Source organism: Gemmata sp. SH-PL17 (assembly GCF_001610855.1).
Classification (GTDB): domain Bacteria; phylum Planctomycetota; class Planctomycetia; order Gemmatales; family Gemmataceae; genus Gemmata; species Gemmata massiliana.
The window spans coordinates 8,581,725-8,595,490 of the sequence record NZ_CP011271.1 but is presented as its reverse complement, the minus strand read 5'-3'; the positions used below and the strand labels follow the sequence as shown (position 1 = coordinate 8,595,490).

11 protein-coding genes are annotated in these 13,766 nt (G+C 62.5%); 4 read left to right on the top strand and 7 right to left on the bottom strand.

The features are described from left to right. Positions 1-11: 11 nt before the first annotated feature. On the bottom strand, positions 12-470 hold the full coding sequence (locus VT84_RS35745) for a hypothetical protein (protein ID WP_052550083.1): 459 nt from the start codon (positions 468-470) through the stop codon (positions 12-14). A gap of 215 nt (positions 471-685) precedes the next feature. Between VT84_RS35745 and VT84_RS35740 the strand changes: the two genes are divergently transcribed. Then, positions 686-1,897: a cytochrome P450 family protein gene (locus tag VT84_RS35740; protein ID WP_082842884.1), complete on the top strand. Its 1,212-nt coding sequence runs from the start codon at positions 686-688 to the stop codon at positions 1,895-1,897. A 550-nt stretch (positions 1,898-2,447) separates the two neighbouring features. Here the strand turns inward: VT84_RS35740 and VT84_RS35735 are convergent. From VT84_RS35735 to VT84_RS35725, 3 genes are all read right to left on the bottom strand, one after another. Continuing rightward, positions 2,448-3,770: a DUF1501 domain-containing protein gene (locus tag VT84_RS35735; protein WP_082842883.1), complete on the bottom strand. Its 1,323-nt coding sequence runs from the start codon at positions 3,768-3,770 to the stop codon at positions 2,448-2,450. Positions 3,771-3,930: 160 nt separating this feature from the next. Then, positions 3,931-5,184: a tetratricopeptide repeat protein gene (locus tag VT84_RS35730; protein ID WP_082842882.1), complete on the bottom strand. Its 1,254-nt coding sequence runs from the start codon at positions 5,182-5,184 to the stop codon at positions 3,931-3,933. Positions 5,185-5,437: 253 nt separating this feature from the next. After that, the gene (locus VT84_RS35725; RefSeq protein WP_082842881.1) at positions 5,438-6,589 is read right to left on the bottom strand and encodes a hypothetical protein; all 1,152 of its coding nucleotides are present in this window, start codon (positions 6,587-6,589) and stop codon (positions 5,438-5,440) included. A 188-nt stretch (positions 6,590-6,777) separates the two neighbouring features. Between VT84_RS35725 and nagB the strand changes: the two genes are divergently transcribed. Continuing rightward, entirely contained in the window at positions 6,778-8,712 is a 1,935-nt protein-coding gene (gene nagB, locus VT84_RS35720; RefSeq protein WP_082842880.1) for a glucosamine-6-phosphate deaminase, read from the top strand. A gap of 113 nt (positions 8,713-8,825) precedes the next feature. On the opposite strand, the gene VT84_RS35715 is transcribed toward nagB, so the two are convergent. From VT84_RS35715 to VT84_RS35705, 3 genes are read right to left on the bottom strand one after another with little or no spacing between them, the layout of a single operon-like run. Beyond that, complete coding sequence (locus VT84_RS35715; protein ID WP_082842879.1) at positions 8,826-9,737, bottom strand: hypothetical protein; 912 nt, start codon at positions 9,735-9,737, stop codon at positions 8,826-8,828. Positions 9,738-9,762: 25 nt separating this feature from the next. Next, the gene (locus VT84_RS35710) at positions 9,763-10,254 is read right to left on the bottom strand and encodes a hypothetical protein (RefSeq protein WP_082842878.1); all 492 of its coding nucleotides are present in this window, start codon (positions 10,252-10,254) and stop codon (positions 9,763-9,765) included. A gap of 54 nt (positions 10,255-10,308) precedes the next feature. Next, a complete protein-coding gene (locus tag VT84_RS35705) occupies positions 10,309-11,841 on the bottom strand; it encodes a TlpA family protein disulfide reductase (RefSeq protein WP_162271955.1) in 1,533 nt (510 codons plus the stop codon). A gap of 236 nt (positions 11,842-12,077) precedes the next feature. Here VT84_RS35705 and VT84_RS35700 point away from each other — a divergent pair, with 236 nt between their 5' ends. Together VT84_RS35700 and VT84_RS35695 are read left to right on the top strand one after the other, a co-directional pair. Further along, the gene (locus tag VT84_RS35700; protein ID WP_082842876.1) at positions 12,078-12,941 is read left to right on the top strand and encodes a hypothetical protein; all 864 of its coding nucleotides are present in this window, start codon (positions 12,078-12,080) and stop codon (positions 12,939-12,941) included. After that, positions 12,938-13,747, top strand: a complete 810-nt coding sequence (locus tag VT84_RS35695; RefSeq protein WP_082842875.1) for an RNA methyltransferase — start codon at positions 12,938-12,940, stop codon at positions 13,745-13,747. Before VT84_RS35700 ends, VT84_RS35695 begins: the two co-directional genes overlap by 4 nt. The last annotated feature ends 19 nt before the right edge of the window (positions 13,748-13,766 follow it).

Below are 13,766 nucleotides of genomic sequence, written 5' to 3'. Positions count from 1 at the left end.
TACCGCATCGGTCACTCGGAATGGTACCGGTCGAATTCGTTCGGCTCCGGTTCTTCGCGAACGGGCTCGAATGCCTCGCGCACACTCGGCCGAGCAAGGACGATAAAGGTAAACACCCCTAACGCCGTACCGAGCGGCTGAAACAGGCACGCGGCACCGGCCATGACCATGCAAAACGTGCGCGACTTTCGCTGGCTCAAACAGCGCCCGGCCACGATTAACCCCACGGCCAGCGCCCAAAAGGAGGCGATCATAGCTGCGGCGACGCCAATGAACAGCCAGCCAAATATTTCTGGCGGTGGGCCGGGAGCATTTGCTTGCTGAGGCGGTGGACCGAATCCGTTGTTGACGATCATGATTCCGACGACGAGGTGAATGATCGGGAAGCACCCGGCGACAAAACACAGACCGGCGAGCACGTAATGGCAGATCGACAGGACACGCAAATGGTCGCGATCAGTGCGGGTCATTTCGGGCGCCTCGCGAGAGCACTCTATTGTTCGCGTTTCAGCTTACCGAACCGGAGCAACGGATTCAAAACGGGTTCGGTAAGGGTGAGCAACAAGTCGCAGAGTGATTGGGAAAGGAGTTGCGGGGAGCAAGCCAGGGCCGGTATCCTGCGCGTTAGGCCCGTTCGCATCATCCTTGGTTCGGCACGCTGTCAGTTGGGGGCGGAGACGGCGGTATGTCCCTACCACTATTCAACCCGTTCGACCCACAGTACGTGGCGGACCCGCACGCCTACTACGCCCGGTTGCGGCAGACGGCCCCCGTCCAACGGGCCGTGTTGCCCGACGGACAAGTAGTGTGGCTGCTCACCCGGTACGACGACGTGGAGGCGGCGTTCACCGACCCGCGGATGGTCAAAGATCCGCGGAACGCTTGCTCGCCGGAGCAACTCGCCCGGATGCCGGCTCGCCCCCAGTCAACGCGGTACACCCGCACCAACATGCTCTCCCGCGACGCGCCCGATCACACCCGGCTCCGGCGGTTGGTGTCGAAAGCGTTCACCCCGCGGATGGTCGAGCAACTGCGGCCGCGTGTTCAAGCGATCGCCGACGCCCTCCTGGACGCGGTCGCCGCCCGCGGCGAGATGAACGTGATCGACGAGTACGCCTTCCCGCTGCCGATTACCGTCATCGCCGAGATGCTCGGCGTCCCGGTGGCCGACCGGGACCAGTTCCGCGAGTGGTCCGACGCGATCCTCACCGCGATCCCGCCGCAGCCCGCGACCCCGGTGGCGGTCGCGGCGTTGGAGGGGCTGGCGCAGTACCTGGAGGGCCGGTTCGAGGAGCGGCGGCGGGCACCAGCAGAGGATCTGATCACCGGGCTGGTTCAGGCGGAGGAGGCGGGAGACAAACTGAGCAAAGATGAGTTGCAGGGAATGGCATATGTGCTGCTCGTGGCCGGGTACGAGACGACCGCGAACCTGATCGGTAGCGGGGTGCTGGCACTGTTACAGCACCCCAACCAACTCGCCAAACTGTGGGCCGACCCGACGCTCATGCCGTCCGCGGTCGAGGAACTACTGCGGTTCACTTCGCCGGTGAAAACGTCCACCCTTCGGTACGCGGCGGCGGACGTGAGCGTGGGCGACGTGGTCATCCCGAAGGGGGAGATGGTGCTCGTCATCATCACCGCGGCCAACCGCGACCCGGCCCGGTTCCCATCCCCCGACACGCTCGACATCACCCGGTCGGACAACAAGCACCTCGCGTTCGGGCACGGCGTCCACTATTGCTTGGGGGCACCGCTGGCCCGGCTGGAAGGCGAGATCGCGTTCGGGACGCTGTTGCGACGACTGCCCGATCTGCGGCTCGGGGTCGCGAGCGAAACCTTGACGTGGCGCCCCAGCTTCGGGGTTCGTGGCCTGGAGAGGTTGCCCGTCCGCTTCTGACCGCGTAGCCGCCGAGACGGATGGCCAAGAGACGCACCAGCCAAAATCACTTCCGTATTCGGCGGGAGGTACGTCGCTGATCTGGATCGTGTCGATCCAGTTAATCTTGTCCAAAATTCTTCACTCGACTTCATTTCACTCTCGCTGGTTGTTCGCTCAGGGTCGTCGGCATCCGTTGGCGGCTTACACAGGGTTGTTGAGTTCTCACCGTTGCGTAGCTCCACCCGCTCGTTAGCACTCGCGGTTCGCCAAGAGACTCGGGCGAACCGCGTGTGTTAACACCTTCCAGTTGATCACATTTTTGGTGTTGACGTAGCAAGTGACTGCTGGGGCTGATCTTCCGTCGAATGATCTTGTGTGGGAATTTTGCACTCGGAAGCGGGGATCGCGGTTGGGATCGCGATCCAATCGGTCGAAACTACGGGCATCTTGAAGAGATCACGACAAACACCGCCGTCAACCCCAAAGATGTGACCAACTGGAAGGTGTTAACGAGCGGGTGGTGCATCACTCGTGGATCTCACCGGTCGTTCGCCAAGAACGATCTGAGTTACCCGATCAGTTGCTTCACTGGCTTACCTTCGGGGCACAGTTCGACCGGTCGGCCGTCCTGGGTCTTGTACCACGTGTGCAAGTTCACGCCGAGAGTCGCATAGATCGTTGCGGCGATGTCCTGCGGGCCAACGGGGGTATCGGTTACGACTTCCGCCAGTGCGTTCGTCTTGCCGACCACTTGGCCGACCTTCAGCCCACCGCCGGCCATGATCGCGACGCCGGCCGTGCTCCAGTGATCGCGCCCCGCAGTCGGGTTCACTTTCGGAGTGCGGCCGAAGTCACCGAACCACACCACGAGCGTTTCGTCCAACATTCCCCGCGTGTCGAGGTCTTCGATCAGCGCGCTGAACCCCTGATCGACGCGCGGAACGAGTCGGTCCTTGAGGCTCTTGAAGTTGTTCGTGTGCGTGTCCCACCCGCCGTCGGTGACCGTCACGAACTGCACGCCGGCTTCGATCAGCCGCCGCGCGAGCAAACACCCCTGACCAAGCGAATTCTTGCCGTACCGCGTTCGCGTTTTGTCGTTTTCGCTCTTCAGGTCGAACGCCTTCTTTGCGACCGGTCCCGTAATGATGCCGTGCGCCTTTTCGTAGAACTCGTCGCGGGCCTTCACGACACCGGAAGCTTCGGTGGTCTTCTGATAGTTCTCCAGATCGGCGAGCATCGCGTAGCGCCGATCGAGTCGGATGCGTTCGGCTTCGGTAGTTACTGCGAGGTCGCGTACTTTGAATTGCGGCGCGCTGGGATCGTCCGGCACCTCGAAAGGGTTGAACTGGTCGCCGAGGAACCCGGCGATTCCGCCGTTAAAGCGCCGATCGATGTTCTTCCCGAGTTGCACGAACGGGAGCATCCCGTTTTCGTAGCCGCGCTCCTTCGCAACCACCGACCCGAAACACGGAAACGGCAGCGAGGCATTGAATTTGTGCCCGCTCATCATCAGGTGATCGGCGACCCCGTGCGACCCGTTCTTCGGATCGTGGCCGCGAATGATCGCGAGTTTGTCCGTCTGCTTCGCGAGCATCGGGACGATATCCGCGAACCGAACTCCGGGCAGTGTCGTCGGGATCGTTCCGAACTCCCCCCGAATTTCCGCCGGGGCATCGGGCTTCGGATCGAACGTATCAATGTGACTCGGTCCGCCCTGCATCCACAAAAGGATACACCGCTTCGCTTTAGCTTTTGTGGCAGGCGATTCGGCACGTGCACGCAGATATTGCGGCAATCCCAGCCCGAACGCCGCCAGTCCACCAACGCGAAGGAACGTGCGGCGGGCGATGCCAGAGCAGTCGCGTGCGGAACCGGTGCGGAGGTCCAGCATTGTCGTCGTGCCCTTTGAGGAAATGCGGCGAGCTTTGGGCGGGACCAGTCGGGCGGGGCCGTCACAAAAACAATCGGCGAAAACCGTAGCAGAGTCAACCGGAATTCAAGGTGCTCAGCAGCCACATGAACGGTTCACACGGCCGCAAACGAGAAACACCTCACGTCGCTTCTCCGCCCACCACGCGGACCGGTTTGCCGTCTTCATAAAGGTCCAGGCGCGTTTGGTAATCGGCCCGGCGATCCGGGTCGCTCAAAAGGTCGATCGCCTTCTCCTGCCACTTGATCGCATCGTCGAACTCGCCGCCCTCGGCACACGCAGCAGCGAGCGTATCGAGGTAACCCGGTTCGCTCCACTCGGTCAGTTCACACGCGCGCGTGGCGCACTCGCGCGCCCGATCGCCGTTACGCACATCCGGGTCCGGACAGGTCGCCCAGATCCACGCAAGTTGGTTGAACGTCCCCGAACTCCGCGGGTCGCGCTTCAGTGCGTCCATGTGGTCGCGAATCGCCGCGGTGTACTTCTTCATCGCATAGTTCACGCCGGCGCGGAAGTTGTAAGGCATCACTGCGTTCGGCGCGAGCTTGATCGCTTCGTTGAAGTCGGCCAGAGCGCCGTCGAGGTCGCCCAACGCTTTGCGTGCGTTTCCGCGAATCTCGTAAGCCTTCACCACGCCCGGCAGTTGCTTAATCACCTCGTCGCCATCGGCCGCAGCCCCGACATGGTCGCGGAGAAGGAACCGACAAATCGAGCGGCCCAAATACACGAGCGCGTCACCGGGCTTTAATTCGAGCGCTGCACTGAAGTCGTCCGCCGCGCCTTTGTAGTCACCCGCTTGCTGACGGATCGTAGCCCGGAGCCGGAACGCATCTGCGTTCTTGGGTTCGGCCGTGATAACGGCGGTCACGTCCTCGGTCGCGGCGAAATAATCTTCGAGATCGAGGTGCAGTTGCGCGCGCCACAGTCGGTAGCGAGGGGCATTCGCGGTGTCCGCGATGATCGCGGCCTCGAAGTCCTGAAAGGCGGACCCACTGTCACCGCGGTCCGCGTGGCACCGGGCGCGCAGAGCGATCAACCCGGTCCGCGTGGGGTCGAGCTTCAGCGCGCGATCACAGTCCGCGATAGCCTGATCGTACTGCGTTTGTGCGAATAACTCGGCGGCGCGGTCAGCAAACAAGTGCGCGTCGTCCGGTTTGAGGCGGATAGCTTGGTCGAGGTCGTTCAGAGCGCGCACCCGGTCACCCATTTCGAGATAAGCGTGCGCGCGGAACCGGTAGCCCGCGGAGTCGCTGGGGCGCAACCGGATCGCACGCGAGTAGCATTCGACGGCTTCCTGGTAATCGCCGGCGGTGAGTGCTTTGTGGCCGCGTGTGAACAGGTCTTGGGCGTCGTCAGTGGCGCGGTCGCGTGGCATAGCTACCGTGGGTGTCCTGGGCGGTACAGAGAACCTGAATCGCGCGAACGGATACCGGAGAGGACCGGTGGCGCGTACAACCGGTTCAGGTATCTTATCTCAGATTTGCCCCGTAGTGAAATCGAGATGCCGCGATGTGCGCGTTCGAGCCACCGGCGCAAGCACCCGAAACGGAATTCGGGTACTTCTCAGCGGTTGTGCGGAATTGACGGCGCTTCGCCGAACTCGGTTCGTTACTCGGATAGCGACGAGATCACCTCATCCAGCCAACAACGCAGTTCGGGCGCACCTTGAGGACGGTCCATTCGTCCGACTCGGTCGTCCACACGGCCACGCGGTCCGGTGGCCCGCGCCCCTCCTCCGCTGGTTGGGCTTCGAGAGCCAAGCACCCCGGGGCGGTCTTTGCGGCGTGCGGCGAACAGTTGAATTCTCCGATCACTTTGCCGTTGAGTCTGATCTTGTGCCCTAATTTGGGAACCCAGGTCCAACTCGCCTCGAACCCGTGACCGAGGTCGCGCCACTCGTACTTCGTTGCGGTCTTTTTGTCCGGATCGATCGCGTGCGCCGTGGGGCCACACACGTAAATGAGACGGTTTGAGCCGTCGCGGAAGAAGTAAGGCGCGCCCACAACTTCTTTCGGAACATCTTTGGCTGTTACCAGTTCGGTCGCCTGACCGGAAATATCCACGGTAAAAAGCTTTCCGTTGCCCTTCTGGGTTATGACCACGCCGTTATTGATCCACGTCACCGGAGCGGAGGCCGATACCGACGCGAAAGGCGACAGATCGACGCGAAACCCTTTGCCGAGCGAAAATCGCTCCGCACCAAGTTGGTTCAAGAACAGTTCGTCCCCCGGCCCGCTCTCGATGGCCGCCATTCCGTCCGGAGCGACCGTCCCTTTGAGCACGAATTTCCCGTCCAGGGGACCGGCTTCCTTCACTACTTTGCCCGTCGCGAGATCGAACGAAAACAAACCCGCTTCGCGTTGAGCGCTCGTCACACGGAAAAGCACCTTCGTGCCGTCGACGGCGCACAGGGTGCCGTTATCCTCGTCGTGAATCACTTTCTTGTCGCGCAGGTCGATGACACCGCCGAACTTGGTAACGAAGTAGCGGTCGTCAACAAGTCGGTGCCCGCCGAAGTGACCGAAGAACCGCAAGTTGCCCTCCCACACCATTTCGCTCGGGAACAACTTCCCGTTCTTGACACCAATGCGAAGGAGCCGACGCCGGTCGACGGTGCCAGTAGCCCCGGTTACGTCTTCGACCACGATCAGAGCGGGCTGAGGTGGTACCGTTTTGGGCACCGGCGCTTTGGCCGTAACTGGGTTACTGAACCCGAGTACCCAACAGGCAAGAGCGAGCCGAACCATGAGGTACACCTCAGCGGACAATGCCACCAGCATACCCACCCGGGCGACGCACTGTGTAACGCCTACGTCACTTGATCCAACCAACGATTTACTACCCCGCAAGAGCACATTGCCCGTTCTCACGATCGACATACCCGCTCGGCGCGCGCCCCGCTAGAACACCCATTCACAACACTCCCCGGCGCGGAACACTGGTTCCCACAGAAGGCAAGGCATCACGCATGACTGCTCCGCAAACGCTACCACACACGCGGACCCGGACCGTCAAGTTCCCGACGGCCGCGAACGCGGCCAAATACGTCGCGAAAGAGATCGACAAGCTCGTTCGCGCGCGCAACGCCGCCGGCAAGCCCACCGTGCTCGGGCTGGCTACCGGGAGCACGCCCGTCGGGTTGTACCGCGAACTGATCCGGATGCACAAAGAAGAGGGGTTGGACCTGTCGCGGGTCGTGACGTTCAACCTCGACGAATACTACCCGATGCCCAAGGAGAGCCAGCACTCGTACTTCCGGTGGATGCACGAAACGCTGTTCGGGCACGTTAACATCAAGTGGGAAAACATCCACATCCCCGACGGTACACTCAAGCCGGAAGAAGTAGACGTGGCGTGCGCCGACTACGAGGAAAAAATTAAGTCGTTCGGCGGGATCGACATCCAGATCCTGGGTATCGGCCGCACCGGGCACATCGCGTTCAACGAACCGGGCAGCCCGCAGAACAGCCGCACCCGGCTCGTGACACTCGACAGCATCACCCGGCGCGACGCGGCCGACGGGTTCTTCGGCGAAAAGAACGTGCCGCACCACGCGCTCACGATGGGGGTCGCGAGCATCCTCGAAGCCCGGCGCATCTTCCTGATGGCGTTCGGCGAGCACAAAGCCGGCATCGTCTACAAGGCGCTGGAGCAGGCGCCGACGGAAGCCATCTCCGCGAGTTTCCTCCAGGACCACAAGGACGCGACGTTCGTTCTCGACGAGGCCGCGGCCGGGGAGCTGACCGCGATCAAGCGCCCGTGGGAAGTCGGGCCGTGCCAGTGGGCGCCGGAACTGGTTCGCAAGGCGGTTGTTACGCTGGCCCTGACCGTGAAGAAGGGGCTGCAAAAGCTCAACGACGACGACTTCCGCGACCATCACTTGTACGAACTGCTCCGCGAGAAGGGGCCGGCCGAACAGATCGGCGAGGTGATCTTCCTCGACCGCATGGAAACGATCAAACCGTACCCCGCCGGCCGCATCGCGCCGGTATCGAACGTGGACGGCGACACGCGGCTCGGCCGGCGCAAAGGCGACATCCAGGCGCCGAAGACCGTGCTCGTGTTCTCGCCGCACCCGGACGACGACGTGATCTCGATGGGCGGCACGATCATCCGCCTCGTGGAGCAGGGCCACAAGGTCCACATCGCGTACATGACGAGCGGAAACGTCGCGGTGTTCGACCACGACGCGCGCCGGTTCGTGGACTTCGTCGACGAGTTCGTTCAGTCATTTGGTAGCGCCGCGGAGCAGTCCAGCGCGGGTACCATCAAGGAGCGCGTATACCAGTTCCTCGACGCGAAGAAGCCGGGCGAACTGGACAGCCCCGACGTGCTGAAGGTGAAGGCCGTGATCCGGACCACCGAGGCCCGCGCCGGGGCGCTCGCGTGCGGCATCCCGCCGGAGCAATTGGAGTTCATGAACCTGCGGTTCTACCACACCGGGGCCAAGACCAAGAACCCGATCCACCCGCAGGACATCGAGGACATCGTCGAATTGCTGAAGCGCCTGAACCCGCACCAGGTGTACGTCGCGGGTGAACTGAGCGACCCGCACGGCACGCACCGCGTGTGCGCGGAAGCGATTTACTCGGCCACGCGCCGCGTGCGCGCGGAAGGGGTCAACCCGGACGTGTGGCTGTATAAGGGCGCGTGGGAAGAGTGGGAGCCGCACGAGATCGAGATGGCGGTGCCACTCAGCCCGGAAGTGCTGGAACGCAAGAAACAGGCGATCTTCCGGCACCAGAGCCAGAAGGACAAAGCCATGTTCCCCGGCGGCACGGACCGGCGCGAGTTCTGGCAGCGCGCCGAACAGCGGAACGTCTCCACTGCCCACACCTACGACGCTCTGGGATTGCCCGAATACTACGCGCTCGAAGCGTTCGTGAAGTGGAAAGACGGCTGATAGAAGCGTGCCATCCGCTCATTGCCCCTTTGTGGTTCGCCGATAGACTTCGGGCGAACCACAAAGGGGCAATGAGCGGATGAGCTGCACGAACTCAACAACCCCGCTGCGAATTACTTGGGCAGGAGATCATAACGAGCCAGGTCAACGGGCTGACCGTACTGGGTTGGGCGCGCGAAATATTTCTGAACGTCTGTTGGAGAAAGTGGCTGATTGATTTTCGCGTTCGATATCTCCAGCTCCATCTCGAACTTCTGCTCCTCCCACCGCAATAACACCTTCGTTGGATACTGCACGACGCTGTCACCAACCGGAACGGTCTTCGCTTCCTTAATTTCAGCCGAGCAGATGAGTTTGTTCTTCATGTTGTAGACGGCGTGCTTCTTCACTTGCGGCTTGTTGCCCGCTGCCGCGTCGCCGTCGAACACAACTTCCTTAATCACGGGCACTTTATTGGGCGTCACAGCGTTCCAATAAAGCGTGTACGTGCGAGCTTTTGTATCAACCTTAACCTTGTAATCGGGCGCCGGCGCACCGGCAGGCGGGAAATGGGCCATGCCGAAGGCCTGCATCACCCATTCGGGCTCGAACGGGAGATCCCCCGGGATCTTTGCCCGACCTTCGTTGAAATCGGTGTGCGAAGCGGCCACGAACATTTCCTTCGCGGTTACCTTTGCGTACACCCAAAACTGCTGATCGTTGGACCCGAGATCGACCTTCGCCGCCACCATCGCGTCGCCTACCATGCGGAAGTTGCGTGGCTGGCTCGCGGTCAAGCCCCCGCGCAACGGCGGCATCGGAATGTTGTGGTCGCGTGCGGTCACCCGCACGTCGGCGTCGGTGATGGATTGGAACCGGTCGGCGCCGTCGTTGAGGTACTTCACGAGCTGTTCGGGAGCGACCTGTGGTAGTTCGCCGCCTTTACCCGCGGGCTTGATCGGACCGATGCCCTGGGATTTCATCCACTCGCACCCGACGGCGGGGCTGAGAGCGAGGGCGACGAGGAACAAGCGGACGTTGTTCATGGGGCACACCAGTGAGCAGTGACCACTATTCCCAACCCAGGACACGGAATACTTCGGTCTGCACGGCCGTGATCTGTTCGTCGTTCAGGCGCGGATCGATCACGTGGTGGATCGCGCCGCCGCGCGCGTCCCGCACGATCAGCACGTCGCGCCCGTCCGCGTCGCGGGCCGCGTCCTCGAACTTGAACCGCTTACGGCGCATCAGCAGCAAAGTCGCGACGTAGCGGAAATTCAGCCCGTCCGGATCGGCGGAATCTTTGAGCCGATCGAAACAGTCGAGCAACAGGTCGTCGTTCACAACCGGCTTGCGCGGCTTCTGCCCCGCGACCGGCACCTTCCCGGACCAATACGCCACCACGTTTTGTGGCGGCCCGGGCCACGCTTCTGCTGCGAAATCCGAGCGAACCAACGTACCGTCGGTTTCGGTCAGCGCTGCGAAAAACCGGTCCCCCGGTCTTAGTTCGCGCCCGGTCGCGGTACACACCCGCGTCGGCCCCTGAATGTCGTACTCGGTCATCAAAGGCACTCATTCCATCAACGCATCGTACCGCCCGCGCGCTTCGCGAGACAATCACGGTCGCGCGGGAGTTGTTGCACTTCCGGTTCCGGCGGCGCGGATTGTTCCGACGGCACCGTCTGGAGAAGGCTGGGCGAACAGGCGATCCAACTGCGACTTGGCGGCCGCCCCGGTCTCGGCACCCACACCGGCGAAGGTCCACTTCACCACACCGGAGCCATCAATTACCGCGAAACGCGGCACGGATTCAACGCCATAAGCGGTTTCGGCCTGGGTGCCGTCGAAAACCGGCACGGTGAGCTTTCGCCGCTCGCGGTCCTTCTGAACCGCGCCCGAATCGCCCCACACCGCGAGCGGCAGTACCGCGACCCGGCCCGCGTACTTTTCGTGAACGGCATCGGCGATCGCGAGCGCGAGGTCGGTCGTTTCGCTCCCGGGTTTGAAGAACACCAGGAGCACCGGTTTTCCGCGGTTTTCCGATAAGCGGAACGTGCCCGCGGTGAAGTCGGGCGCGGGCTGATTCGGTTCGGGCCACGCGGGGCGCTTGCGCCCGCCCAGGAGAGGCGGCGGGGCAACGGACTCCCCGCGGCTCGCAGCCTCGAGTTGCCGGTGTACGGCGAGAACGGCTTCACGGTACGGGCTGCTGACGTCGGACTCGGCGAGGTACAGTTCGAGCTTGTCCGCGCGCTTCTCGAAGAACTTCGGGCCGTGCTTGACAGCGTCCGCGAGGAACGGAGTGAGGTCGGCACTCGCTGCAAACGCGGTCTCCACGTCGCGCCGGTAGCGGTCGAACGTGCGGCCAATGACGGCAGTTTTGTCCTTCAGTTCGTACTTGATCTCGACCCACGCCGCGAGGTCCGTGGACAACCCGTCGCGGTGCTTAATGACCCGGTGGACCTTGCGCGCGGTACCATCGAGTGCGGACACCCACACCGCGTCCGCTCGGAGCCACGCGGACCGACCGCCGATGGGCTTCACCCAGTTCGCGTGCTGCTGGTTCATCACGAGCAGCGCGCACTGTTCGCCGGTAACGGAATCCATCCCCTGGGCCTGCCACGTTTCCGCGGGGCGATTCGGGTCCGTAGACGCGACCGTCCAGGGCTTGTCCGGCGCGGATCGCGGCGCACGCGGCGAGAACATGCCGAACTCAAAGTGTGAGAATGTATCAAGTGAAATCGGCGGGAGTGTGCGAGCGGGCGTCTTGGAATCGATCGTGAGTGGCGGCGGGCCAACGGGGTGCAGGTGGTGCGTGCTCCCGTCCGCGTGAACGCGGAGCAGATCGAGGCGCACTCCAGGCGGAGTGTTTTTCTCAACACCGGCGCCGGTTACTGCGCCCACCGCGCCGGTCACCGCGTCGTCCTTACGGCGGAGAAGCGTGAGTACGGCGACGTCGGTCCAGGTGTCTCTCTTTTCGAGCACAAGGACACGAATTTCGAGCTTCTGCGAGCGCCGGAACCTCGAACCCGTGCGCTCGACCGCTTCTTCCACGGTGCCTATGAACGTGAGTTCGTCCCCCTTCGCCAGACCCGAAACGGGCGGCTCGGCGGTGGGGCAGAGGAGTGCGAGTGCGAGTAATCCGCCGGTCACGGGCACCTCGGTTGCGGGTGAGGCGCGGGCCATTCGTCGGCGGTCTTATACCGCTCGGCGGGTACGATGCAACGCCAACCCCCTTGCCCCGCCCATTCTCCGCAGATACCGTGTTCGTCGTCGGTTTGAGGAACGGAAGACTTGCAAGGTGGTAGAGGCGAGCGACGGACCTCCTCAATAAGACAGAATCGGCTTTCGCCCCATTTCACCCTTCCCAACTTGCGGACGAGGCTCTCGTGACTTTGCTGCTCGTGTTCGCGCTGCTGACGGTGGGGCTTACCGCGCTGTTCCTGGGCGGTACGATCGTGGCGCAGAGCTACATGTACCAGGAAGCCGCTCCGCGCCTGCCGCTCCGCGCACTGGCCGGCGGGTTGCTCCTCGGCGGGTTCCTCACACTGTGGACGTACATCGATAAGAACCGCCCCGGGCAGTACGAGACGTTCTTCAACTTCTCCGCATACGAGACAACCGAGTTCACCGAATTTGAAGCTGTGCGCTGGCCGGTGGTTGGAGGTAAGTTCAAGACCGAGGCGGACGGGAAAGAAACCGAAACGATCGTGAAGTTCAAACGCTCCGCGGGTGGGAAAGGAGCATCGTTCGTGGAGGAAGGCACCAACAAGAATTTCATATTGACCAGCGGGGATTACATGACCGGCGCGGTCCTCGTCAAAACCGCGAAAGATCCAGGACCGGTGCGCTACGACGCCAAGGTGCAGGAGAACTCCAAAACCAAAATGAAGACCTACACCACCGAGCGGCAGTTCGTCGAAGTGAACGGCGACCGGTACGTCAACGCGAACCAGATGGGGACGCTGTTCGTGCCCAGCACCAAGACACTGTTCGTCGCGCTGTTGTTGAACATTTCGCTGCTCCTGATGTGGCTCGTGGTCACGTGGCCGGTCCTGCGGTTCGCGTTCGCGCACGCGCTCGGGTTCACCGTCGTTGGTACGCTCGTCACTATGTTCGCTCTCATGCCGATCTTGTTCAAATACAACCGCCCGGAACCGAAGCCGGCCCCCGAAGCGACCGCGTGGGTTACCGGCCTGGAGAGCGAGATTCTGACGGGCCAAATCGCACGAGCAGCTAAAATCACTGGATGATGGACCTTCTTTCTCGCTGTCGAATTGTTCTCGTGCGCCCGCACTACGCGGGCAACCTCGGCGCGACCGCGCGCGTGATGCGGAACTTCGGACTTTCCGACCTGGTGCTTGTCGCCCCCTACGCCTCCACCAACGATCTCGATGCGCGCCGAATGGCGACACACGGTCTCGGGGTGCTGGACGCGGCCCGCGTCGTGCCCGACATCGGCACGGCCCTCGCGGACTGCGTGTTCAGTCTCGCCACGTCGTCGATGACCGCAGGCGTGTTTCGTTCCGGCACCATCGGTACCGCGGCCGAGAAGATGCCGGAGTTACTCGCGTCGGCCGAAATGGGACCGGTCGCTATCGTCTTCGGCCCGGAACCGCACGGCCTGAGTAACGAAGAAATCGGGCTGTGTCACGGGATGGTGACCATCCCATCCGATTCAACCTTCGGCTCCTTGAATCTGGCTCAAGCGGTCGCGATTTGCTGCTACGAGTTGCGAAAAGCGTGGTCGAAGTCGGTAAACGACGCACGCGGTAGGCCCGAAGTACCGGAGCGGTCGGTCGCGCCGTTCGTGGACCAGAACCGGATGTTCGAGCACCTGCGCGAAGCGCTCACAGAGATAGGGTACCTGTTCGGCGAGAAAGGCGATTCGCTGATGCACGCGCTGCGTCAACTGATCGGCCGATCGCTGCCCACGCCGCAAGAAGTCAAGATTCTACACGGCCTCGCGCGCCAGATCCTCTGGACCGCCAACCAAATCAAGAAGAACGAACCCGACGACAAGCCGCCGGTGGATCGCCTCGACAAGTCCGACTACTAATCCAAAGGCTGCGAATCTC